This is a genomic window from Variovorax sp. GW821-FHT09D07 (genome assembly GCF_059416345.1).
On record NZ_JBWKOY010000008.1, the window covers coordinates 124393 to 148352 of the forward strand.

Consider the following 23960-nt stretch of genomic DNA (forward strand, 5'->3'; position numbering starts at 1 on the left):
CCGTTCATGCGCACAGCGCCAGCGCCTCGAGGCAGGCGCGCCGGTGCGCTTCGCCCTGCGACGGTTTCACCGTGCGGCCGGCGACGCGCACGCCATAGTCCACGCCCAGCCGGTCGGCCATCAGCACCCAGGCGCACAGGCGCGACAGGCGGGCCTCGATGTCGGGCAGCGCGGCGGCATGCGCGTCGAGCCAGAGCTCTTCGCGCTGCGTGTGCTGCGTGTCGCGGCTCACCAGGTCTTCGGAGCCGTTGGCCTGCGCGCGGGCCGCCTTCTTCCAGACCACGAGCTTGAGCGGATCGCCGCGCCGGTAGGCGCGCACGCCGTCGTATTCGCCGGCGTTCTGCGCCCGCATCGCGGCGGATGCGGCGGCGGGCCCCGAGAGCGGCTCGCCTGGCGGCAGCGGTGGCGGATGGGCTTCGGGCGTCGGGTACACGAGCAGCTGCGCGGCCGGGCGCCAGACCGTCCAGACGCGGAAGGTGCCGAGCGGAAAGCGCGTCTCGGCAGTCAGCGGCGGCACCGGGTGCAGGCCGCGCCGCTCGGGCTGGAAGGCGATCTCCACCGTGGCCGTGCCTTCGGCGGGCACGTCGGTCCAGGCCCACTGGCCGCTGCCGCGCACCGCCATGCCGATGCCGTAGCGCACGCTGCGCCGTTCGTTGTGCAGCACCACGCGCAGCACCGCCGCGGCGCCGGCGAACTGCGCCTCGGGCGGCACCATGCGCAGCGCCAGCCCGCGCAGCGTGGCGTGGCACACATGCATGCCCACGGCGACGCTGCCGGCCAGCAGGAAGGTCAGCAGGTAGCCCAGGTTGAGCTGGTAGTTGATCGACGCCACCAGCAGCACCAGCAGCGTGGCCGCCAGCGTCCAGCCGGCGCGCGTGGGCACGATGTAGACGTTGCGCTGGGTGAGTTCGAGCGTGTCCGACGGGGCCCGGCGCGAGAGGAACCAGCCGTCGATGCGCGAGCGCAGGACGCCGACAGGGTTCACGGCAGCGGCACCTCGGCGATCATGGCGCGCACCTGTTCGACGGCGCCGCGACCAGCATCGCCCACGGGCGTGAGGCGGTGCGCGATGGTCTGCGGCAGCACGGCCTGCACGTCGTCGGGCGCCACGTAGTTCCGGTTGGCCAGCAGCGCCTGCGCCTTGGCGGCGCGCAGCACGGCGATGCCCGCGCGCGGCGACAGGCCCTGCAAAAACCAGCGGCCAGAGCGGGTCGCGGCGATCAGGTCCTGCAGGTAGTTCAGCAGCGGCTCGGCCGCATGCACCTGCTGCACGCGCTGCTGCAGGGCGGTGAGCTCGCCGGCGGTCAGCATCGCGGGCAGGCCGGCGAGCATCTCGCGGCGGTCGGCGCCGGCCAGCAGCTGGCGCTCGGCCGCGCGGTCGGGGTAGCCCAGCGAGATGCGCATCAGGAAGCGGTCGAGCTGCGACTCGGGCAGCGCGAAGGTGCCGAGCTGGTCCTGGGGGTTCTGCGTGGCGATCACGAAGAAGGGCGAGGGCAGGGGGCGGGTCTCGCCCTCGACCGTGACCTGCTTTTCTTCCATCGCCTCGAGCAGTGCGCTCTGGGTCTTGGGGCTGGCGCGGTTGATCTCGTCGGCCAGCAGCACCTGCGCGAAGATCGGCCCGGGGTGGAACACGAAGGCCTGCTGGCCCCGGTCGTAGATCGCCACGCCCGACAGGTCGCCCGGCATCAGGTCGGCCGTGAACTGCACGCGCGAGAACTGCAGGCCGAAAGTGTGCGAGAGCGCATGGGCCAGGGTGGTCTTGCCGACCCCCGGCACGTCCTCGATCAGCAGGTGCCCCCCCGCCAGCAGACAGGCCACGCAGTCGCGCACCTGGGCCTCTTTGCCAACAATCACCGTGTTAAGCTGACTCAGCAAAGTGGCTAGCTTCGCAGCAACGTCCATATTTGTATCCATATGCAAACGATACCGTAAGACCTTGCGGCCCCATGCTGCGTGAGGTCTAGACGCGACGACACGAGACACGGCGAGAGATGGGCAAGACAGGCTACTTCACGCATCGCGACTTCTGGAAGCACGACATGGGCAACGGGCATCCCGAATGCCCCGAGCGGCTGGATGCCATCGAAGACCGGCTGCTGTTGACCGGCGTCGGCGACGCGCTGGCGCGGGGCGAGGTGCCCCTGGCGACGCTGGAACAGATCACCCGGGCCCACAGCCACGCGCATGTCGAACACCTCGAGGAGCTGCAGCAGCGCCTCGTGGCCGACGCGCCCGCCGGCGGCCCCGACCATGCGCAGGTCGACCCCGACACCGTGCTCACCCGCTTCACCCTGCTGGCCGCGCGCCGCGCCGCGGGCGCTGCCGTGGCGGCCACCGACGCCGTGATGGCCGGCGAGATCGAGAACGCTTTCTGCCCCGTGCGCCCGCCGGGCCACCATGCCTGCCGCGAGCAGGCCATGGGCTTCTGCTTCTTCAACAACGTGGCCATTGCCGCGCGGCATGCGCTCGAGGTGCATGGGCTGGACCGCGTGGCCGTCGTCGATTTCGACGTGCACCACGGCAACGGCACCGAGAACATCCTGTCGAACGATCCGCGCGTGCTGATGGTCGGGTTCTTCCAGCACCCGTTCTATCCGTACAGCGGCACCGAGCACCCGGCCTCGAACATGCTCAACCTGCCGATCCCGGCCTACACCAAGGGCATGGACGTGCGCGAGCTGGTCGAGGCAATCTGGATGCCCCGGCTCGAGGCCTTCAAGCCGCAGATGGTCTTCATCAGCGCCGGTTTCGACGCCCACCGCGAGGACGAGCTGGGCCAGCTCGGCCTCAACGAAAACGACTTCGCCTGGATCACCGGCCGCGTGCGCGATGTCGCCAAGCGCCATGCGCGCGGGCGCATCGTCTCGCTGCTCGAGGGCGGCTATCACCTCGACGCCCTGGCGCGCAGCGTGGAAGCGCACATCCGCGTGCTGGCGGACCTGTAACCCGGTTGGCGCCCGCGGGGCGTCCTGTTTCTTTCACCGATGAATTTCAATTTCGACGACTTCCTCCAGCGCCTTCGACAGGTCGACGCGCACGGCCTGGGCATCGAACTCACCGTGCTCGTGACGTGCGTGGCCGTGGCATGGGCGGTGTGCAAATGGTTCGGGCGCGACCAGCCCAAGGATTCGATCTGGTTCGGCGAGCGCACCTTCGACGGCCTGCTGTTCCCGCTGCTCGCGTTGGTGCTCACCGGCATTGCGCGCCGCGTGGCGCTCGATGTGCTGCCCGTGGTGCTGGTGCTGCGCATCGCCGTGCCGGTGTTCCTGTCGCTGGCGGTCATCCGGCTGTTCGCGCGGGTGCTGCGGGCCGTGTTCCCGACCTCCAGCCTGGTGCGGCTGATCGAGCGCACCATCTCCTGGCTGGCCTGGATCGCCGCCGTGCTGTGGATCGTCGGGCTGCTGCCGCCGGTGCTGGCCGAACTGGACGACATCACGCTGGCCTTCGGCAAGACCCGCGTGAGCCTGCAGACCATCATCCAGGGCGCGTTGTCGGCGGGGCTGGTGCTGATGATCGCGCTGTGGATCTCCAGCACCATCGAAAAACGCATCCTGCGCGAGGCCGTGAGCGACCTGTCGATGCGCAAGGTGGCGTCGAACGCGGTGCGCGCCTTCCTGCTGCTGATCGGCCTGCTGTTCGCTCTGTCGGCGGTGGGGGTCGACCTCACGGCGCTGTCGGTGCTGGGCGGCGCGCTCGGCGTGGGCCTGGGCTTCGGCCTGCAGAAGCTGGCGGCCAACTACGTGAGCGGCTTCGTGATCCTGCTGGAGCGCTCGATCCGCATCGGCGACAACGTGAAGGTCGACACCTTCGAAGGCCGCATCACCGACATCAAGACGCGCTACACGCTCATTCGCGCGGGCAACGGGCGCGAGGCCATCGTGCCGAACGAATCGCTGATCACCGGCCGTGTCGAAAACCTGTCGCTGGCCGACCGCAAATTCAACATCACGACCAACATCGTGGTCGGCTACGAGAGCGACGTGGCGCAGGTGCAGGGCATCCTGTGCGACGCCGCCAAGGCCCAGCCGCGCGTCATGACCGACCCGGCGCCCATCGCCTACCTCGTCACCTTCGCGCCCGACGGCCTGGAGTTCAGCCTGAACTTCTGGGTCGCCGACCCTGACAAGGGCAAGGACAACGTGCGCTCGGCCATCAACATCGCCATCCTCGAAGGGCTGCGCGCCGCCCGCATTGACATTCCCTATCCGCAGCGGGTGCTGCGAGTGGAATCTTTGCCGGCGGGAGTGGCCGCAGCGCCTCCCGCTGTTTTATAATCACGGAAAAGCACGATCGTTCTTTTTTATGGCCCTCGAGGCCGACAAGAAGAATGGAGAGGCAGCCAAGGCCGGCGTCCTAAAATGGCCGGCTGCTCTCGAAGCCCCCCTTTTTGCAATCCAATGGAGTCAAGTCAATGAAGGTTCTTGTGCCTGTCAAACGGGTCGTCGATTACAACGTGAAGGTGCGCGTCAAGAGCGACAGCACCGGGGTGGACATTGCCAACGTCAAGATGAGCATGAACCCCTTCGACGAGATCGCTGTCGAAGAAGCGGTTCGGCTGAAGGAAAAGGGCATCGTGACTGAAGTCATCGCTGTCTCCTGCGGTGATGCGAAGTGCCAGGAAACCCTGCGCACCGCGATGGCCATCGGCGCCGACCGCGGCATCCTGGTCGAGACGAGCGAAGAGCTGCAGCCGCTGGCCGTGGCCAAGCTGCTCAAGGCACTGGTCGACAAGGAACAGCCCCAGCTGATCATCCTGGGCAAGCAAGCCATCGATGACGACGCCAACCAGACCGGCCAGATGCTGGCTGCGCTGGCCGACCTGCCCCAAGCCACCTTCGCCTCGAAGGTCGACCTCGCAGCCGACAAGGTCACCGTCGCCCGTGAAGTCGACGGCGGCATGGAAACCCTGACGCTCACGCTGCCCGCGGTCATCACGACCGACCTGCGCCTGAACGAGCCGCGCTACGTGACGCTGCCCAACATCATGAAGGCCAAGAAGAAGCAGCTGGACACCTTCAAGCCGGAAGACCTGGGTGTGGACGTCAAGCCCCGCCTGAAGACCCTCAAGGTCAGCGAGCCGCCGAAGCGTGGCGCCGGCATCAAGGTGCCTGACGTTGCCACCCTGGTGGACAAGCTCAAGAACGAAGCCAAAGTGATCTGAGGAAGAAACGAACATGACCGCACTCGTCATTGCCGAACACGACCACGCCAGCATCAAGCCGGCCACCCTCAACACCGTGACCGCCGCGCTGGCTTGCGGTGGCGACGTCCACATCCTCGTGGCCGGTGCCAACGCCGCTGAAGCCGCCAAGGCCGCCGCGCAGATCGCCGGCGTGTCCAAGGTGATCGCTGCCGACAGCGCTAGCCTGGCTGAGAACCTCGCCGAGAACGTCGCCGCCCAAGTGCTGGCGATCGCCGGCAACTACAGCCACATCCTGTTCCCCTCGACCGCCAACGGCAAGAACGTCGCACCGCGCGTGGCTGCCAAGCTGGACGTGGCGCAGATCAGCGACATCACCAAGGTCGACAGCCCCGACACCTTCGAGCGCCCGATCTACGCCGGCAACGCCATCGCCACCGTGCAGAGCACCGACGCCACCAAGGTGATCACCGTGCGCACGACCGGCTTCGACGCCGCAGCAGCCACCGGTGGCAGCGCAGCCATCGAAACGGCTGAAGGCGTGGCCGACAGCGGCAAGAGCGCCTTCGTGGGCCGCGAAGTCACCAAGAGCGACCGCCCCGAACTGACCGCCGCCAAGATCATCGTCTCCGGTGGCCGCGCGCTGGGCAGCGCCGAGAAGTTCAATGAAGTGATGACGCCGCTGGCCGACAAGCTGAACGCAGGCCTGGGCGCCAGCCGCGCTGCAGTGGACGCAGGCTACGCCCCGAACGACTGGCAAGTGGGCCAGACCGGCAAGATCGTCGCGCCGCAGCTGTACATCGCTGCGGGCATCTCGGGCGCGATCCAGCACTTGGCCGGCATGAAGGACTCGAAGGTCATCGTCGCGATCAACAAGGACGAAGAAGCCCCGATCTTCTCGGTGGCCGACTACGGCCTCGTGGCCGACCTGTTCACGGCCGTGCCGGAACTCGTGAAGGCGCTCTGATCGCTTCAACGCATTGAGCCAGAAGGCATCGTTCGCGATGCCTTTTTTACATCTGCCGCTCCCACCGCGGCCCCTGGAGAGAAGACATGAGCTACACCGCCCCCCTCAAGGACATGCTGTTCGACATCGAACACCTGGCCAACATCGGCGAGATCGCCAAGCTGCCCGGCTTCGAAGACGCCGGCCTCGAAACCGCACAGGCCGTGCTCGAAGAGTGCGCGCGCTTCAACCAGGACGTGGTGGCGCCGCTGAACGTCGAAGGCGACCGCAACCCGTCGTCCTTCAAGGACGGCGAAGTCACCACCAGCAAGGGCTTCAAGGACGCCTTCGCACAGTACGTGTCGGGCGGCTGGCAGGGCCTGCAGCATCCGGCGGACTTCGGCGGCCAGGGCCTGCCCAAGACCATCGGCGCGGCCTGCGGCGAAATGCTCAACTCGGCCAACATGAGCTTCGCGCTGTGCCCGCTGCTGAGCGACGGCGCCATCGAGGCGTTGCTCACCGCCGGCTCCGACGAGCTCAAGGCCGTGTACCTCGAGAAGCTCGTGAGCGGCCAGTGGACCGGCACGATGAACCTCACCGAACCGCAGGCCGGCAGCGACCTGGCCATGGTGCGCAGCCGCGCCGAGCCGCAGCCCGATGGCACCTACAAGGTGTTCGGCACCAAGATCTTCATCACCTACGGTGAGCACGACATGGCCGAGAACATCGTGCACCTCGTGCTGGCCCGCGTGAGCGGTGCGCCCGAAGGCGTGAAGGGCATCAGCCTGTTCGTGGTGCCGAAGTTCATGGTCAACGCAGACGGTTCGCTGGGCGCGCGCAACGACGTGCACTGCGTGAGCATCGAGCACAAGATGGGCATCAAGGCCTCGCCGACCGCCGTGCTGCAGTACGGCGACCACGGCGGCGCCGTCGGTTACCTCGTGGGCCAGGAGAACCGTGGCCTCGAGTACATGTTCATCATGATGAACTCGGCCCGCTACGCCGTGGGCATGCAGGGCATCGCGATCGCCGAGCGTGCCTACCAGCACGCCGTGGCCTACGCCAAGGACCGCGTGCAGAGCCGCCCGGTCGATGGTTCGATCAACGCCAGCGCGCCCATCATTCACCATCCGGACGTCAAGCGCATGCTGATGACGATGCGTGCCTACACCGAAGGCTGCCGCGCGATGGCCTCGGTGGCTGCTGCCGCCTACGACGCCGCGCACCACCATCCCGATGCCGACGCGCGCAAGCAGAACCAGGCCTTCTACGAATTCATGGTGCCGCTGGTGAAGGGCTACAGCACCGAGATGAGCCTCGAGGTGACCTCGCTGGGCGTGCAGGTGCACGGCGGCATGGGCTTCATCGAGGAGACCGGCGCGGCGCAGTACTACCGCGACGCGAAGATCCTCACGATCTACGAAGGCACCACCGCGATCCAGGCGAACGACCTCGTGGGCCGCAAGACCGCACGCGACGGCGGCCAGACGGCCAAGGCGATTGCCGCGCAGATCGAGAAGACCGAGGCCGAGCTCGCCAAGAGCGACAGCGCCGCGGCCGCAGCCGTCCTCAAGCGCCTGACCGCCGCGCGCCTGGCCTTCATCGACGTGGTCGACTTCGTCGCCGGCCAGACCAAGGCCTCGCCCAACGCCGTGTTCTCGGGCAGCGTGCCGTACCTGATGCTCGCGGGCAACCTCGTGGCCGGCTGGCAACTGGCGCGTTCGCTCATCGTGGCGCAGGACCAGGCCTCGCACAACGTCGACGTCGCCTTCATGCAGGCCAAGATTGCCACCGCGCGCTTCTACGCCGAGCACATCCTGAACAAGGTGCCGGGCATCCGCGACAGCATCGTCGAAGGCGCCGAGAGCGTCACGGCGCTGGCGCTCGAAGCGTTCTGACGCACACGCCGCTGTCGCCGATCTGACGGGCGGCAGCGGCCCCTTGCTCTTATAAAACCGAACCCCTTCCCGGAGACGACATGTCCAAGCTGCCTTCTGTTCTCGCGAACCTCCCGCTGCCGATCATCGGCTCGCCACTGTTCATCATCAGCAACCCCAAGCTCGTGATCGCGCAATGCAAGGCCGGCGTGGTCGGCTCGATGCCGGCGCTCAACGCCCGCCCGGCCGCCCAGCTCGAAGAGTGGCTGATCGAGATCACCGAGGAGCTGGCGGCCTACAACAAGGCCAACCCGGACAAGCCGGCCGCGCCCTTCGCCATCAACCAGATCGTGCACAAGAGCAACGACCGCCTGGAGCACGACATGGAGATGGTCGTGAAGTACAAGGTGCCGATCGTGATCACCTCGCTGGGGGCGCGCACCGACGTGAACGACGCGGTGCACAGCTACGGCGGCGTGACCTTGCACGACATCATCAACAACAAGTTCGCGCAGAAGGCGATCGAGAAGGGCGCCGACGGCATCATCGCCGTGGCAGCCGGTGCCGGCGGCCACGCAGGCGTGAAGAGCCCGTTCGCGCTGGTGCAGGAAATCCGCCAGTGGTTCGACGGCCCGATCGCGCTGTCGGGCTCCATCGCCTCCGGCGGCGCGGTGCTCGCGGCGCAGGCCATGGGCGCCGACTTCGCCTACATCGGCACCGCCTTCATCGCGACCGAAGAGGCGCGCGCGAGCGAGGAGTACAAGCAGGCCATCGTGGACGGCAACTCGGACGACATCGTCTACTCGAGCCTGTTCACCGGGGTGCACGGCAACTACCTGGCCCCGAGCATCGTCAAGGCCGGCATGGACCCGGCCAACCTGCCCGAAGGCGACGTGACGACCATGAACTTCGGCGGCGGTGAAGGCAGCAAGGCCAAGGCCTGGAAAGACATCTGGGGCTCGGGCCAAGGCATCGGCGCGATCACCGAAGTGGCGAGCGCGGGCGCCTTCATCGAGAAGCTCAAGCGCGAATACCAGGAAGCACGACAGCGATTGGCACTTTGAACGGTTCGCACGCACCGGCATCGACCTCCGCTGCGAGCGGTGGCGGCGGGGCCGTGCCTGCGCGGCAGGGGCGCATGCCGCTGCTGGACGTGGTCAAGGGCCTGGCCTGTGCGCTGATCGTCGGGCACCACCTCGCGCGCTACGGCCCGATGCCGGCCGGCGCGCAGGTGCTGGCGCCCGATTTCTTCGGCTGGCTGGCGAACGACGGCCGGCTCGCGGTGCAGGTCTTTCTCGTGATCGCCGGCTTTCTCGCCACGGCGAGCCTGGCGCCCGACGGCGTGCTGCGCGTGGACCGGCCGTTCTCGCGGATCTTTCAGCGCTACGGCCGGCTGGTCATGCCGTATCTGGCGGCGCTTACGGTGTGCGTGCTGGTGGCCGAGGTGGCGCGGCCATGGCTGGGTGAAGAGGTGGTGCCGGCAGAGCCGAGCCTCGGTCAGCTGCTGGCGCACGGGCTGCTGCTGCAGGACCTGCTGAACTACGAGTCGCTGTCGACCGGTGTCTGGTATGTGGCCATCGACTTCCAGCTGTTCGCACTGGCGCTCGCACTGGTCGGGCTGCCCGCCGTGCTGCGACAACCCACTTCGGCCGCGCGCTGGGCGCCGGTGGCGCTGGTGTTCATCGTGGCCGTGGCGTCGCTCGCACTGTTCAACCGGCAGGCGCGGCTGGACGAAACGGCGTTCTATTTCTTCGGCGCCTACGGGCTCGGCATGCTGGCTTTCTGGGTCGGCCGCGCCACGCGCACCAGCACCTGGTGCAGCGCCGTCGCGCTGCTGGCGCTGGTGGGGGCGGGCGCGCTTGCCATCGACTGGCGCAGCCGCATCGCCATCGCGCTGGTGACCGCGCTGTTGATCGCGGTGGCGCAGCGCCGGCAGTGGCTGTCGCCCGCCCACTGGCCCGCGGCGGCCGTGCCGCTGCAGCAGCTGGGGCGCATTTCGTATTCGCTGTTCCTGATCCATTTCCCGGTGCTGCTCGCCGTGAACGCGCTGGTGGCGGGCCTGGGGCCGCACGGGCCGTGGGTCGACCTGCTGGGCATGGTCGCGACCTTCGGCCTCTCGGTGGGCGCCGCGGTGCTGCTGTACCGCGGGGTCGAAGCCCGGCCGGCCTCGCTGCGCAGCGTCTGCACACTTTTTGCCGCATTGCTCGTCAGCGGCCTCATCGTGTCGTACTGAAGCGCGCCGCACCCGCTGCGGTGCGGCCCTTTTTCTTCCCATTCCTTTGCAAATCTGTTGCCTTCGGGCTTCAGAGCGGGCAGTCTGCGCGAACTGCCCCTGTTGTGTATGATTGTGAATCTTTCAGTAAATACTGAAAATACACAAACTCAAGGAATGACAGAACCATCGCCGCCACGATCGCCGTTGAAGGCTTTCACGTCGCCCGACATCGGCAGCGTGGTGCAAGGCGTCGCGGCGCTCGCGTGGCTGCCGCAGGCGGCGCTGCTGGCGATGGCGGTGCAGGGCTTGGCCAGCGGTGAAGGCATGGCGGCCGTGCTGTGGCCGGCGGCGGGCATCCTCTTGCTCGGCCTGCTGCGCGCGGGCGGCGAAGCCTGGGGCGTGCGCCGCACCTTCGGGCGCGCGAGGGCGCAGTTGACGGCCTTGCGTGCGCAGACCGCGTCCGCATTGGCGGCCGGTTCGCCGCTCGACCGCGAACGCGCGCCCTCCGGCCTTGCGGCCAGCGTGCTCGCCGAACAGGCCGAGGCGCTGGTGCCGTACCTCGTGCGCTACCAGCCCGCGCGCTGGCGTGCGACGGTGGTGCCGCTCTTCCTGCTCGCGGCCGTGGCCTGGTTCTCGTGGGCCGCGGCGCTGGTGCTGCTGGTGGCGGCGCCGCTGATCCCGATCTTCATGGCCATCGTCGGCTGGCGCGCCAAGGCGGCCAGCGAGGCGCAGATGGTCGAGATGGGCGGCATGAACGCCTTCCTGCTCGACCGCCTGCGCGGCCTGGCCACGCTGCGCGCGCTCGACGCGGTCGATGCCACGGCCGACCGGCTCGGCGCCTCCGCCCAGTCGCTGCGCCAGCGCACGATGGCGGTGCTGCGCATCGCGTTCCTGTCGTCGGCCGTGCTGGAGCTGTTCTCCGCGCTGGGCGTGGCGCTGGTCGCGGTCTACATCGGTTTCCATCTGCTGGGCTCGCTCGGCTTCGGCGCCTGGGGCCAGCAGCTCAGCCTGGGCGAAGGCCTGTTCGTGCTGTTGCTGGCGCCGGCCTTCTTCGAGCCGCTGCGCGAGCTGTCGGCGGTGTGGCACGACCGCGCGGCGGGCGAGGCGGCGCTGAAGGCGCTCGACGACCTGCAAGGCGGCGCGCTGCCGCTGACCGGCGCGGGCGTCGCGGTCACGCGCGCAGCGACCGGCGCCGCCGGGGCAGGGGCTGCGCCTGCGGTGACAGTCCACGGGCTGCATTTCTCCTGGCCCGGCGAGTCGACGCCGCTCTTCGACGGGTACGAGCTGCGCATCGGCGCCGGCGAGCACATCGCGCTGGCCGGCCCCAGCGGATCGGGCAAGACCGCGCTGCTCTCGCTGCTGGCCGGGCTGATGCCGGCCACGCGCGGCGAGATCGCCATCGGCGGCGTGCCGCTCACCGAACACACGGCCGCCGCATTGCGCCAGCGCACGGCGTGGATGGGGCAGAAGCCCCACGTCTTCGCCGGTTCGGTCGAAGCCAACGTGGCACTGGGCCGCGCCGACATCGGCGCGCCCGAGGTCGCCGAGGCGATGCGTTTCGCGGCGCTCGACGACGTGGCGCAGGCCCATCCCGGCACCGCGCTGGGCGAGGGCGGCAGCGGCCTGTCGGGCGGCGAGGCCGTGCGGCTGGCGCTGGCGCGCGTCGCGGTGCATCCGCATGCCGACCTGATCCTGGCCGACGAGCCCACGGCCCATCTGGACACCGCCACCGCCGCGCGCGTGGCCGACGCACTGGTGGCGCTCGCCCGCGGCCGGACGCTGATCGTCTCGACCCACGACCCGGTGCTGGCCGCGCGCATGGACCGCACGGTGAGCCTCGGCCCCGAGCCGCCGGTGGAGAAGGCCGCATGAGCCACCACGCGACCCGGTCCCCTCGCTGGCGCGACCTGCGCCTCGTGCTGCGCCCCTTCCTCGCGACGCAGCCGCGTGCCTTGCTGCTGGGCTGTCTGCTGGCTGCTGTCACCGTGCTCGCGGGCATGGCGCTGCTGGGCCTGTCGGGCTGGTTCATCACCGCGACCGCGCTCGCGGGCCTGCATGCGGCCACGGCCTTCACCTTCGATGTCTTCATGCCCTCGGCCGGCATCCGGCTGCTGGCGCTCGGGCGCACGGGGTCGCGCTACGGCGAGCGGCTGGTCACGCACGACGCCACCTTCGCCGTGCTCGCCGAACTGCGCGTGCGGCTGTTCCGCGGCTGGGCCCGCCCCGAGGCCGCGCGCGACCTGCTGATGCGGCCGGCGCGTTTGCTGTTCCGCCTCACGTCCGACATCGACGCACTCGAGTCGCTCTACCTGCGCCTGTTCGTGCCCGCCGCCGCGGCGTTGGGCGCGGCGCTGCTGGCGGGCATCGTGCTCGGCTTCATGCATGTGGGGATGGGCGTGGCGATCGCGCTCTGGCTCTGTGCCATCGGCTGGGGGCTGGCGTTCCTCATCGCGCGGCGTGCGCGGCAGCCGGCGCGGCAGCGCGCCCATGCCGTGGAGGCGCTGCGCGCACGCGCCGTCGACCTGGTCGCAGGCCAGGCTGACCTCGCGATGGCCGGCCGGCTCGACGCCCAGCGCGCCGCGCTGATGAATGCCGATGCGCACCTCGCGCAGGCCGATCTCGCACTGAACAAGCTCGAAGCCGCGGCTGGTTTCGCCTACGGCAGCGCGGGCACGCTGACGCTGGTCGGCGTGCTGCTGGCCGTGGGCGCGCTGGTGAGCGAAGGCGTCATCGGCGCCCCCGGCGCGGCGCTCGCGTTGCTGATCGCGCTGACCGCCACCGAACCGTTCGCCGCGCTGCGGCGTGGCGCGCTCGACGCGGGACGCACCTGGCTGGCGGTGCGTCGGTTGGCACCGCGACTGGACCCGTCGGTGGAAGAGGGCGCGCGCCCCGCTCGCACCGCGCAGACGGCGGCCGTGCAGGTCGACCAGCTCACCGTCATGCACCCCGGTAGCCTGGCCGAAGTGCTTGGCGGTGTGTCGCTGCATCTGAACGCGGGCGAGCGCGTCGCGCTGGTCGGCGCCAGCGGCGCAGGCAAGTCCACGCTGCTTTCCGTGATCGCCGGCGACCTCACGCCCCGCGCCGGTCACGTGCAGGCACAACCGGCCTGCCTGCTGACCCAGCGCACCGAACTCTTCCAGGACAGCCTGCGCGACAACCTGCGCCTGGCCGATCCGCAAGCGAGCGACGAGCGCCTCTGGTCCGTGCTGCACGCCGCCGGCCTCGATGCCGATGTGCGCGCGCTGGCCACCGGCCTCGACACGCGCCTGGGCGAAGGCGGCCTCGGCCTGTCGGGCGGGCAGTCACGCCGGCTCGCGCTCGCGCGGCTGCTGCTGCGCCCGGTGCCGCTGTGGCTGCTCGACGAACCGACCGAGGCGCTCGACGCCGCCACCGCGCACGACGTGCTGCAGCGCCTGTCGCAGCAGGCCGGCGCGCGCACGCTGCTGATCGCCACGCACCTGCGCCGCGAAGCCGCGCTGGCCGACCGCCTCGTGTGCATGGCGCAGGGCCGCATCGTCGCCGACCTGCGCCGTGGCACGGAGGCCTTCGAGGCCGCGCTGCGCGGCCTGCGCCCCGATTGATGAGTTGACCGACCGAGCAACGAACGAACAGAGAACACATAAAGGAAGCCCCCATGGACCTTGACATCGTCGCGCTCTCGCGCCTGCAGTTCGCCGTGACGGCGCTGTACCACTTCCTGTTCGTGCCGCTCACGCTCGGACTGTCGATCATCCTGGCCATCATGGAGACGGTCTACGTGATGACCGGGCGCGTCATCTGGCGCGACATGACCAAGTTCTGGGGCGTGCTGTTCGGCATCAACTTCGCGATGGGCGTGGCCACCGGCATCGTGATGGAGTTCCAGTTCGGCATGAACTGGAGCTACTACAGCCACTACGTCGGCGACATCTTCGGTGCGCCGCTGGCCATCGAAGGGCTCATGGCCTTCTTCATGGAAGCGACCTTCGTGGGCCTGTTCTTCTTCGGCTGGGACAAGCTCTCGAAGGTGGGCCACCTCACGGCCACCTGGGCCGTGGCCATCGGCTCCAACTTCTCGGCGCTGTGGATCCTCATCGCCAACGGCTGGATGCAAAACCCCGTGGGCGCGGCCTTCAACCCCGCGACCATGCGCATGGAAGTGACCGACTTCGCCGCCGTGCTGACCAACCCGGTGGCGCAGGCCAAGTTCGTGCACACCGTGTCGGCCGGCTATGTGTGCGCCGCGGTGTTCGTGCTCGGCGTGTCGGCGTGGTACCTGCTCAAGGGCCGCCACATCGAACTGGCCAAGCGCTCGATGACCGTGGCCGCGTCCTTCGGCCTGGCCGCCGCGCTGTCGGTGGCGGTGCTCGGCGACGAGAGCGGCTACCTCTCGGGCGAACACCAGAAGATGAAGCTGGCCGCCATCGAAGGCATGTGGGAGACGCAGCCCGCGCCCGCCGCCTTCACCGTGATCGGCTTCCCCGACCAGAAGGCGCGCGAGACGCACTACGCGATCCACATCCCGGCGGTGATGGGCCTGATCGGCACGCGCTCGCTCAACACCGTGATGCCCGGCATCGACGAACTCGTGAAGCGCGCCGAGGCCCGCATCCGCGAAGGCCTGAAGGCCTACGACGCGCTGCAGAAGATCCGCGAGGCCGGCGGTGCCGACAAGGTGACGCAGGGCGTGCGCGGCGACTTCGAGGACAACGGCATCAACATGGGCTACGCGCTGCTGCTCAAGCGCTACGTGGACGACCCGCGCCAGGCCACCGACGAGCAGATCGCCAAGGCCGCGTGGGACACCGTGCCGCAGGTGGCGCCGCTGTTCTGGCTGTTCCGCGTGATGGTGGGCATCGGCATGCTGCTGATCCTGCTGACGGGCACCTTCTTCGTGCTGTCGGCGCGCCGCGCGCTCGACCGCCACCGCTGGCTGCTGAAGGTCGCGGTGTGGGCGATTCCGCTGCCGTGGATCGCCATTGAATCCGGCTGGCTGGTGGCGGAGTTCGGCCGCCAGCCCTGGGTGATCGAAGGCGTGCTGCCGACCGCGGTGGCCGTGTCGAACCTGGGCGTGACGACCTTGCTGATCACGCTCGCGGGCTTCATCGCGATCTACACCACGCTGCTCATCATCGAGATGAAGCTGATGCTCAAGGCCATCCGCAAGGGGCCCGAGGTCGAGCATGCGCCCACCGAAGGCGATGCACGCTCGCACATTCCACCGGCGCGTGCCGCCACGTCTTCCTCTTCTGCCTCGACCGGGAGCGCCGCATGATCCTCCACACACTCCTCGACTACGACACCCTGCGCTTCATCTGGTGGCTGCTGATCGGCGTGCTGCTGGTCGGCTTCGCGGTGACCGACGGCTTCGACCTGGGGGCCGGCATGCTGCTGCCCTTTGCCGCGCGCAACGACATCGAGCGGCGCGTGGTCATCAACAGCGTGGGCCCGGTGTGGGAGGGCAACCAGGTGTGGCTCATCCTGGGCGGCGGCGCCGTCTTTGCGGCCTGGCCGCAGCTGTACGCCGTGTCGTTCTCGGGCTTCTACCTGGCGATGTTCGTGATCCTGTCGGCGCTGATCTTGCGGCCGGTGGCCTTCAAGTTCCGCAGCAAGCGCGAGTCGCCGCAGTGGCGCGCGCGCTGGGACGGCGTGCTGTTCTTCAGCGGCTTCGTGCCCGCGCTGATCTGCGGCGTGGCCGTGGGCAACGTGCTGCAGGGCGTGCCGTTCCGCTTCGGCGCCGACATGCACATCTTCTACGACGGCAGCTTCTTCGGCCTGCTGAACCCCTTCGCCATCCTCTGCGGGCTGGTGTCGGTGGCGATGCTGGTGATGCACGGCGCGGCCTGGCTGCTGCTCAAGACCGCCGGCCCGGTGGCCGAGCGTGCGCGCAGCTACGGCATGGTCGCGGCCGTGCTCACGCTCGTGTTCTACGCGCTGGCCGGCGTGTGGCTGGCCATGGGCATCGGCGGCTTTCGCATCAGCAGCGTGGTCGACGCGGTGGGCCCGTCGAACCCGATGCTCAAGACCGTCGAGCTGCATGCCGGTGCCTGGATGGGCAACTACGCCGCGCACCCCTGGACCATCGCCGCGCCGGCAGCAGGCTTCGTCGGCACGCTGGGTGCATTGCTCGGGCTGGTGCTGCGCCGGCCGGGGTTCGCGCTGCTGGCCGCGGCGCTGGGCATCGCCGGCATCATCCTGAGCGTGGGCGCGTCGATGTTCCCGTTCATCCTGCCCTCGTCGATCGACCCGCGCGCCAGCCTCACGGTGTGGGATTCGTCGTCGAGCCACCTGACGCTGTTCATCATGCTGGTGGTCACCGCGATCTTCATCCCGATCATCGTGGCCTACACCACCTGGGTCTACCACGTGCTGTGGGGCAAGGTCGACGAACAAGCCATCCGCGACGAGAGCGGACACGCCTACTGAAACGGGAAGGAAAAAGACATGTGGTACTTCGCCTGGATCCTCGGCCTGCCGCTGGCCGCCGCCTTCGCCGTGCTCAACGCCATGTGGTACGAGCTGATGGACGACGAGGCCATCCGCAAGGAAAAGCTCGGCACGCCGGAAACCCCGCAGGGGCAGGAACGGCTGTGAGGGCGTAGCGCCCCGTCCGTTCCCTCTGCCTCGCGGCGCGACTCAGGTTTCGCCCGCGGGGCCCTTGCTCTTCTTCGACGCACCGCCCGTGAGGCGGTCCTTGAGCGTCAGCACCTTCGTCACCGTCGCGCCCATGCCCATGAGCTGCATGGCGGTCTCGGGCGCCAGGCGCTGCACGTCGTCGAACCACTTCATCAGCCGGTCGATCAGGTCGTGCATCTCGCGCATGCGGGCCTGCGCGTGGCGCTCGGCGTCGCTGGTGGGCGATTCGAGCAGCGCGTTGCGCAGCATCGAGAGCGTGGGCTCGATCTCGCGGCGCCGGCGTTCCTCGGCCAGCACGCGGAAGATTTCCCACACGTCCTTCGGCGCCTCGAAATACTCGCGTCGGTCGCCCGCGTGGTGGCGCAGGTGCACGAGGCGCCAGGCCTGCAGCTCCTTCAAACCCATGCTCACGTTGGAGCGCGAGAACTCCAGCATCTCGGCGATCTCGTCGGCATTGAGCGCGCGCTCCGACAGGAAGATCAGCGCGTAGATCTGGCCGACGGTGCGGTTGATGCCCCACTTGCTGCCCATCTCGCCGAAGTGGGCGACGAACTGGCGGTTGAGGGGAGGGAGGTCGGGTGCGGAAGCCATGCGGCGGATTGTCGCGCCGGATTGCTGGACGTACGGAAGTTTCCGAAAACCCAGCAAGGATGGCGGCGCGCATGAATAACTAGTTCTGGTGATAGGTTGGAAACAATTTATTTACAAAAATAAACGTTTCCTGACGGTTTGCCCATTTCTGGTGCATCCGGCCTCTCATTTCAAGGTTTTTCTCCCCATGAACAAAGCACATCGCAGCCTCTGGAACTCGTCGCTGGGGGCCTGGGTGGCCGCACCTGAAACCGCGCGTGCCTCGGGCAAGTCGGGCGCGGGCTCGAAGGTGCGTGCGGCTGTCCTGGCCGCGGGTCTGACCGTGGCCGGCGCTGCCGCACTGGCTGCCGGGGGCGCTGGTGGGGCGGGCGACTTTGACAGCGGTGGCGCGGGCGGCGATGTGGGACAGGCCGGTGTTTCTACGGACCATGTCGCAGGCGGGGCGGCCGGTGCGTCGCCGGGCGCCAACGGAGCCGACGGTGTGCCCAACTCTCAACCAACCGCGGGCAGCGGAGGGGGCGGCGGCGCGTCCGGTACCTTGCAGTCGCCGACCGGCGGCAATGGCGGCAATGCCGGCGAAACAAGAGCCGGCGGGAACGCGAGCTATGGCGGCGGCGGTGGCGGCGCGGGTGGCCATGGGGCCGTGGCATCCACCGATGTTGTCAACGCAGTGGCCGTTCGAGGCGGGAATGGCGGCAATGGCAGCGCCGGGTTCCGTGGCTATAACGTTGGCGGGGCGGGAGGGGGCGGCAGTGGCGGCGACGGGGGGCTCGGGCTTGTTGTCGACACGGCCGTGGCGACGATCACGAATGCCCAGGGCGGCAGCGTGTCTGGCGGCAATGGCGGCAATGGAGGAGCGGGCGACGGTGTTGCCCTCGCCGGGGGGGCTGTCGGTAATGGCGGCAGTGGTGGCCGAGGTGGGGTGGGCCTCTCGCTCTCAGGAGCCGGGCTTTCACTTGTCAACGCCGGCAGCATCACCGGTGGCAACGGCGGCACAGGGGGCAGCAGCACGGACGCTGCAGCAGGCGCTGCGGGCACGGGTGGAGAAGGCATCGTCGCCAGCGGTGCCTCGCGCATCGTCAGCAGCGGCACCATCTCGGGCGGGCTCTCTGGCGATGGCGTCACCCGCGCGAACGCCATCAGCTTCAGCGGCGGCAACGCTTCACTCACGCTGCAGACGGGGTCGGTGCTGAACGGCCAAGTGGTTGCCCTCGGTAGCGGCAACACCCTGAATCTCCAGGGCAGCGGCAGCGAAGACGATGCGATGTCGGGCTTCTCGAGCGTCCATGCCCACAGCGGCAGCCAGTGGACGCTGACAGGCGCGTTCCTGCCCACGGGCAACCTCGCGATCACCGTCGACGGCAGTGGCGCGACGCCCGCGCAGTTGGCGATGAACGGCGTCATCTCCGGCCCCGGCAGCCTCACGGTCGACGGCGGCGGCACGCTGGCGCTGGGCGGTCCCAACGCGTACCTCGGCGGAACCACGATCAAGACAGGCACCACGCTGCAGATCGGCACGGCCGGCGCGCTCGGCGCCGGTACGGTCACGCTCGACGGCGGCAAGCTGACCGCCACCTCGAGCCTCCACCTGACCAACCGCCTGGACTTCGCCGGCGGTCAGCGAAGCACAGTGGCTGCCGCCAGTGGCCAGGCGTTCGGTATCGGCGGTGCCCTGAACCTGGGCGCCGGGGCGACTGTCGTCTTTGGCAGCGCCGCCGAAAACGGCACCATCCGTCTGAGCGGCGGCGGCGGAGGCAGCCTCTTTTCGGATGCCGCGATCGTCGTGGCCGGCGGCACGCTGCAGGCGGTAGACGCCGGTTTCCTCAATTTCCTCTTGTCCAACGTGGCTTCCACCACGGTGGACACAGGCGCCACGCTCGACCTGAACGGCGCCAGCGCCACCCTGCGCAACCTGCAGGGCGCCGGAACGCTGAACACCCGAACCGGAAACGGCCCGACCCAGACCACGACGGTAGAGTCCGGCACGTTCTCGGGTGCAATCATTGGCGAGGGCCAACTCGCGAAGACGACGGCGGGCACCCTGACCCTGACCGGCGCCAACACCTACAGCGGCGGTACGACCATCCAAGCGGGCACGCTGCGCTTCGGCGCCGCATCGGCCCTGTCGCAGAACACGGCGTACACCCTGCTTGGCGGCGTGCTCGACCTGGGCAGCTTCAACCTGCGTGCCTCGAGCCTGTCGGGCACCGCAGGCACCGTTCAGCTGGGCAGCGCGACCCTGACCGTCGGGTCGGCCAACGCCAGCACCACCTTCGCAGGCAGCATCGACGGCACGGGCTCGCTGGTCAAGGAGGGCTCGGGCACCTTGACGCTCTCGGGCTCGAATGCCTACGCCGGCGGCACGACGGTCAGCGCCGGCACCTTGCAGATCGGCAGCGGCGGCACCGTCGGCAGCATCACCGGCAACGTCAGCAACAACGCGGTACTGGTCTTCAACCGATCGAACGATGCGGCCTTCGCGGGCAACATCACCGGCAGCGGCAACGTGACGAAGACCGGCGCGGGCACGCTGGTCTACACCGGCAATGCCTCGCATACCGGCGGCACGACCATCGACAGCGGCACCCTGGAGATCCGCGACAGCGGCAGCATCCTCGGCAGCATTGCCAACAATGCCGCGCTGGTGTTCAACCGCAGCGCCGACACCACCTTCGCCGGCAACATCAGCGGCTCCGGCAGCCTTCTGCAGAAAGGCGCGCGCAAGCTGACCCTGACCGGCGACAACACCTTCACGGGCACCACCACCGTCGTGGTCGGCAACATCCTGCAGATCGGCGCGGGTGGCACCACCGGCAGCATCACGGGGAACATCAGCAACGACGGCGACCTGGTCTTCGACCGCGCGGGCGAGCTGAGCTACGCAGGCGTCATCAGCGGCTCCGGCACCCTGTCCAAGAACGGCACGGGTGTGCTGGAACTGACGGGCGCCAGCACCTACACCGGCGCAACCGAAGTCAACGCCGGCACGCTGCGCGTGAACAACAGCACCGGCAGCGCCACGGGCACGAGCACGGTGCAGGTCAAGAACGGCGCCACGCTCAGCGGCGGCGGCAGCATCGCGGGCCAGGTCACCATCGCCAACGGCGCGACGCTCGCACCGGGCAGCAACCTCGGCACGCTGACCACCGGCATGCTGCGCTTCGACCCGGGCGCCTTCCTGAGCTACGAGCTGGGCCAGGCGGGCGTGCCGGGTGGCCCGCTCAACGACCTCGTCAAGGTCAACGGCGGCCTGGTGCTCGACGGCACGCTCAACGTGGCGCAATCGGCCGGCGGCACCTTCGGGCCCGGCCTGTACCGCCTGATCAGCTACTCCGGCTCGCTGATCGACAACGGCTTGAACATCGGCACAGCGCCCGCAGGCACGGCGGCCGGCGACCTGCACGTGCAGTCGTCCGTGCTTGGCGAGATCAACCTGATCAACAGCAAGGGCGTGTCGCTCGGCTTCTGGGACGGCGCGGGCGGCGACGCTTCCACCTACAACGACGGCACGATCAGCGGCGGCTCCGGCACTTGGCGCCTCGGCAACTCCACCCTCAACGATCCGTCCGACAGCTGGACCGGCGCCAACGGCAAGACCAACACCGGCTGGAAGCAGAACCAGTTCGCGCTGTTCGGCGGCGCGGCCGGCACGGTCCGGGTGGACAACACCGGCGGCGTGATCAGCATCGACGGCGCGCAGTTCTCCACCAGCGGCTATGTCGTCAACGGCGACGCACTGACGCTGGGCAATGCCAACACCGTCATCAAGGTCGGCGACGGCACGGCCTCGGGGGCGCAGATGCAGGCCACCATCGCGTCGGTGCTGAGCGGCGCGGGCGGCCTCACGAAGGACGACCTGGGCACGCTGGTCCTCCAGGGCGCCAACACCTACACGGGCGGGACGCTCGTGCGCGCGGGCATGCTGCAGGGCGACACCACCAGCCTGCGCGGCGCCATCGTCAACGACGCCCGGGTGGCCTTCGACCAGGTGGCCAGCGGCAGCTTCGCGGGCACGATGAGCGGCGCGGGCAGCGTGCGCAAGATCGGCGGCGGCGAGCTGCTGCTCACGGCGGCCAACAGCTACAAGGGCGGCACGCAGGTCGATGGCGGCACGTTGAACGTGGGCGCGACAGGCGCGGTGGGCACTGGCCCCGTGGGCGTGAGCAGTGGCGCCGGCCTGGTCTTCAGCGGCAGCGCGGACGCGGAAAGCCTGCAGATCACGGCGGGCGCCGCCCAGCCGGGCAACGGCGGCTACGTCCAGTTCCAGGACAACGCCTCGGCCGGCCACGCGACCTTGACTGCGCAGGCCGGTGGCTCGATCGAATTCCGCGGCAACGCGACCGCCGGCAACGCCACCATCGAGAACCGGGGTGGCCAGGTCACGGTCTCGTTCGACGCCACCGCAGGCAAGGCCCACATCACCAACTTCGCCGGCGGCTGGACCAACCTCTGGGACAAGGGCTCGGCCGGGCAGGCGACGATCGTCAACGAGGACCGCGGCACGTTGGACATTCAGCACGACGCGACGGCCGCTCAGGCGCGTGTGGTGAACAAGGCGGGTGGCACGGTTCGCATCGCCCGACTCGCGGCTGCTGGTACGAGCATCGGCGCATTGGAAGGGGCGGGCCGCGTGCTGCTTGGCGCCAAGGCGCTGACAACGGGCGCTCTCAACACCGACACGGAAATCTCGGGCGTGATCTCCGGCGTCGGCGGCTCGCTCGTCAAGGTCGGCACGGGCGCGCTCACGTTGTCGGGCGAGAACACCCACACCGGCGGCACGGCGCTGCGCCAGGGCCGCCTGAACGTGGGCCACAACCAGGCGCTGGGCACCGGCACGCTCTCGATGGACGACGACACCACGCTGGGCTTCAGCGCGAACGGGCTGACGATCGCCAACATCATCAAGCTGACGGGCAACAACGACCCGGTCATCGACACCGGCGCATTCAGCGGCACGCTGAGCGGTGCGATCAGCGGCGGTGGCTTCATCACCAAGCAGGGCACGGGCACGCTGACGCTGTCGGGCGCCAACACCTACACCGGTGCGACGAACGTGGCGCAGGGCACGTTGAAGGCCGGCGCGGTGAACACGCTGAGCGCGGCTTCGGCACACAGCGTGGCCACAGGTGCCACGCTCGACCTGGCGGGCTTCAACCAGACCGTCGCGTCATTGGCCAACAGCGGCACTGTGTCGCTGGCCGGCGTGACCGCAGGCACCACGCTCACGGTCAAAGGCGCCTACGTCGGCACGAACGGCGTGCTGAAGCTGAGCACGACGCTCAACGGCACCGGTCCCTCGGACCGCCTCGTGCTCGATGGCCCCACCGCCATCGCCAGCGGCAAGACCCAGGTGCAGATCGGCAACCTCGGCGGCCTGGGCGCACTCACTAGCGGCAACGGCATCGAGGTCATCACTGCACAGAACGGCGCGACCACCACCGCACAGACCACGAAGGACGCCTTCTCGCTGGCCGGCGGCCATGTCGACGCAGGCGCCTACGAGTACCGCCTGCATGCCGCCGATGCGAAGGGCGCAGGCGAGAGCTGGTACCTGCGCTCCACCACCGACGCGGTGGCGCCGGGCCAACCGGTGGGCGTGCCCGTCGTCACCTACCGTCCGGAAGCCGCGCTGTACGCCGCGCTGCCGGGCCAGCTGCGCCAGGGCAACCTCGCGATGTTGGGCGATGTGCGCAAGCGCGTGGGCGACGACGATGTGAAGGGCGCACCGAGCGGATCGGACCGCCGCGCCTGGGCCCGCGTGCTCTCCGCCGACATCGACATCCAGCAGGGCGGCACCGTCTCGCCCACCAGCAAGGGCCGCCTCACCGGCTTCCAAGCCGGCACCGACCTGCTCGCCACGCCGAACTGGCGCGCCGGCCTGTACGTGGGCCAGCTCGACGGCGATGCCCGCGTGAGCGGCTTTGCCAGCGGCATCCGCCATCTCGCGGTGGGCCGCAACGACCTGCGCAGCCAGTACGTCGGCGTGTACGGCACCTACACCGCCGACAGCGGCTTCTACGCCGATGCCGTGGTGCAGTCGGGCCGTCACCGCTACACGGTCGAGCCGATGCTTGGCGCGGGCGTGGGCGGCAAGGGGAACAGCCTGCTGGGCTCGATCGAAGTGGGTCAGTCCTTTGCGATCGGAGGCAGTGGCTGGCGCGTCGAGCCGCAGCTGCAGCTGATCCACCACCACATGGACCTGGGCAACTCGGCCATCGCCGGTGCCATCGCGCAGCCCCAAGCCGACAGCGGCTGGATCGCCCGCGCAGGCGTGCGGGTCAAGGGCCAGATCGACACCGGCCTGGGCGTGCTGCAGCCGTACGGGCGCTTGAACGTCTACAAGACCTCGAGCGGCACCGACATCGCACGCTTCGTGAACGGCGCGACCACGACCGACATCGCGGCACCAACCGGCGGCACCAGCACCGAACTCGCGGGTGGCTTCACGCTGGCCCTGAGCCAGGCGACCAGCCTGTATGGCGAAGTCGGCAAGCTGTGGTCGTCGGGCGGCGATGCCAAGGTGAAGAGCGCGATCAACGGATCGCTCGGCGTGCGGGTCAAGTGGTAGGCGGGTAG

At 69.1% G+C, this 23960-nt stretch carries 16 protein-coding genes; 13 read left to right on the forward strand and 3 right to left on the reverse strand.

The features are described 5' to 3' along the window. Positions 1–4: 4 nt before the first annotated feature. Complete coding sequence (locus AC07OX_RS24900; RefSeq protein ID WP_159277455.1) at positions 5–985, reverse strand: DUF58 domain-containing protein; 981 nt, start codon at positions 983–985, stop codon at positions 5–7. Beyond that, positions 982–1902 (reverse strand): AAA family ATPase, encoded by a 921-nt coding sequence (locus AC07OX_RS24905; protein WP_062482262.1) that lies wholly within the window; start codon positions 1900–1902, stop codon positions 982–984. The genes AC07OX_RS24900 and AC07OX_RS24905 overlap by 4 nt, the downstream gene beginning before the upstream one ends. A gap of 89 nt (positions 1903–1991) precedes the next feature. On the opposite strand from AC07OX_RS24905, the gene AC07OX_RS24910 reads away from it, so the two are divergent. From AC07OX_RS24910 to cydX, 12 genes are all read left to right on the forward strand, one after another. Beyond that, complete coding sequence (locus tag AC07OX_RS24910) at positions 1992–2945, forward strand: histone deacetylase family protein (RefSeq protein WP_354346362.1); 954 nt, start codon at positions 1992–1994, stop codon at positions 2943–2945. Positions 2946–2984: 39 nt separating this feature from the next. Beyond that, positions 2985–4274 (forward strand): mechanosensitive ion channel family protein, encoded by a 1290-nt coding sequence (locus tag AC07OX_RS24915; RefSeq protein ID WP_159272338.1) that lies wholly within the window; start codon positions 2985–2987, stop codon positions 4272–4274. A 137-nt stretch (positions 4275–4411) separates the two neighbouring features. Then, complete coding sequence (locus AC07OX_RS24920; protein ID WP_495262239.1) at positions 4412–5161, forward strand: electron transfer flavoprotein subunit beta/FixA family protein; 750 nt, start codon at positions 4412–4414, stop codon at positions 5159–5161. Positions 5162–5174: 13 nt separating this feature from the next. Beyond that, positions 5175–6107 carry an electron transfer flavoprotein subunit alpha/FixB family protein gene (locus AC07OX_RS24925; RefSeq protein WP_369647558.1) on the forward strand — a complete coding sequence of 311 codons (933 nt, stop codon included), beginning with the start codon at positions 5175–5177 and terminating at the stop codon, positions 6105–6107. Positions 6108–6193: 86 nt separating this feature from the next. Continuing rightward, complete coding sequence (locus tag AC07OX_RS24930) at positions 6194–7984, forward strand: acyl-CoA dehydrogenase (protein ID WP_070059450.1); 1791 nt, start codon at positions 6194–6196, stop codon at positions 7982–7984. A gap of 80 nt (positions 7985–8064) precedes the next feature. Further along, a complete protein-coding gene (locus AC07OX_RS24935; protein WP_062482679.1) occupies positions 8065–9027 on the forward strand; it encodes an NAD(P)H-dependent flavin oxidoreductase in 963 nt (320 codons plus the stop codon). Positions 9028–9101: 74 nt separating this feature from the next. Next, entirely contained in the window at positions 9102–10196 is a 1095-nt protein-coding gene (locus AC07OX_RS24940) for an acyltransferase family protein (protein ID WP_095947369.1), read from the forward strand. A gap of 156 nt (positions 10197–10352) precedes the next feature. Next, positions 10353–12050, forward strand: coding sequence for a thiol reductant ABC exporter subunit CydD (cydD, locus tag AC07OX_RS24945; protein WP_495262238.1), 1698 nt, complete (start codon positions 10353–10355; stop codon positions 12048–12050). Then, positions 12047–13759, forward strand: a complete 1713-nt coding sequence (gene cydC / locus AC07OX_RS24950; RefSeq protein ID WP_495262237.1) for a thiol reductant ABC exporter subunit CydC — start codon at positions 12047–12049, stop codon at positions 13757–13759. Before cydD ends, cydC begins: the two co-directional genes overlap by 4 nt. A 53-nt stretch (positions 13760–13812) precedes the next feature. Next, positions 13813–15432 (forward strand): cytochrome ubiquinol oxidase subunit I, encoded by a 1620-nt coding sequence (locus AC07OX_RS24955; RefSeq protein ID WP_095947372.1) that lies wholly within the window; start codon positions 13813–13815, stop codon positions 15430–15432. Then, positions 15429–16583 carry a cytochrome d ubiquinol oxidase subunit II gene (gene cydB / locus AC07OX_RS24960; protein ID WP_159277448.1) on the forward strand — a complete coding sequence of 385 codons (1155 nt, stop codon included), beginning with the start codon at positions 15429–15431 and terminating at the stop codon, positions 16581–16583. The genes AC07OX_RS24955 and cydB overlap by 4 nt, the downstream gene beginning before the upstream one ends. Positions 16584–16601: 18 nt before the next feature. Continuing rightward, entirely contained in the window at positions 16602–16751 is a 150-nt protein-coding gene (gene cydX, locus AC07OX_RS24965; protein ID WP_062475789.1) for a cytochrome bd-I oxidase subunit CydX, read from the forward strand. Between the two features lie 42 nt (positions 16752–16793). On the opposite strand, the gene AC07OX_RS24970 is transcribed toward cydX, so the two are convergent. Further along, positions 16794–17384, reverse strand: a complete 591-nt coding sequence (locus AC07OX_RS24970) for a GbsR/MarR family transcriptional regulator (RefSeq protein WP_139703802.1) — start codon at positions 17382–17384, stop codon at positions 16794–16796. 187 nt (positions 17385–17571) lie between these two features. On the opposite strand from AC07OX_RS24970, the gene AC07OX_RS24975 reads away from it, so the two are divergent. Further along, positions 17572–23952 (forward strand): autotransporter-associated beta strand repeat-containing protein, encoded by a 6381-nt coding sequence (locus AC07OX_RS24975; protein ID WP_495262236.1) that lies wholly within the window; start codon positions 17572–17574, stop codon positions 23950–23952. The last annotated feature ends 8 nt before the right edge of the window (positions 23953–23960 follow it).

Excerpts from the sequence above, each read along its gene's own strand:
- AC07OX_RS24905 (WP_062482262.1), bottom strand. The coding sequence starts at position 1,902 with ATGGACGTTGCTGCGAAGCTAGCCACTTTGCTGAGTCAGCTTAACACG.
- AC07OX_RS24910 (WP_354346362.1), top strand. The coding sequence starts at position 1,992 with ATGGGCAAGACAGGCTACTTCACGCATCGCGACTTCTGGAAGCACGAC.
- AC07OX_RS24915 (WP_159272338.1), top strand. The coding sequence starts at position 2,985 with ATGAATTTCAATTTCGACGACTTCCTCCAGCGCCTTCGACAGGTCGAC.
- AC07OX_RS24920 (WP_495262239.1), top strand. The coding sequence starts at position 4,412 with ATGAAGGTTCTTGTGCCTGTCAAACGGGTCGTCGATTACAACGTGAAG.
- AC07OX_RS24925 (WP_369647558.1), top strand. The coding sequence starts at position 5,175 with ATGACCGCACTCGTCATTGCCGAACACGACCACGCCAGCATCAAGCCG.
- AC07OX_RS24930 (WP_070059450.1), top strand. The coding sequence starts at position 6,194 with ATGAGCTACACCGCCCCCCTCAAGGACATGCTGTTCGACATCGAACAC.
- AC07OX_RS24935 (WP_062482679.1), top strand. The coding sequence starts at position 8,065 with ATGTCCAAGCTGCCTTCTGTTCTCGCGAACCTCCCGCTGCCGATCATC.
- AC07OX_RS24940 (WP_095947369.1), top strand. The coding sequence starts at position 9,102 with ATGCCGCTGCTGGACGTGGTCAAGGGCCTGGCCTGTGCGCTGATCGTC.
- cydD (WP_495262238.1), top strand. The coding sequence starts at position 10,353 with ATGACAGAACCATCGCCGCCACGATCGCCGTTGAAGGCTTTCACGTCG.
- cydC (WP_495262237.1), top strand. The coding sequence starts at position 12,047 with ATGAGCCACCACGCGACCCGGTCCCCTCGCTGGCGCGACCTGCGCCTC.
- AC07OX_RS24955 (WP_095947372.1), top strand. The coding sequence starts at position 13,813 with ATGGACCTTGACATCGTCGCGCTCTCGCGCCTGCAGTTCGCCGTGACG.
- cydB (WP_159277448.1), top strand. The coding sequence starts at position 15,429 with ATGATCCTCCACACACTCCTCGACTACGACACCCTGCGCTTCATCTGG.
- cydX (WP_062475789.1), top strand. The coding sequence starts at position 16,602 with ATGTGGTACTTCGCCTGGATCCTCGGCCTGCCGCTGGCCGCCGCCTTC.
- AC07OX_RS24970 (WP_139703802.1), bottom strand. The coding sequence starts at position 17,384 with ATGGCTTCCGCACCCGACCTCCCTCCCCTCAACCGCCAGTTCGTCGCC.
- AC07OX_RS24975 (WP_495262236.1), top strand. The coding sequence starts at position 17,572 with ATGAACAAAGCACATCGCAGCCTCTGGAACTCGTCGCTGGGGGCCTGG.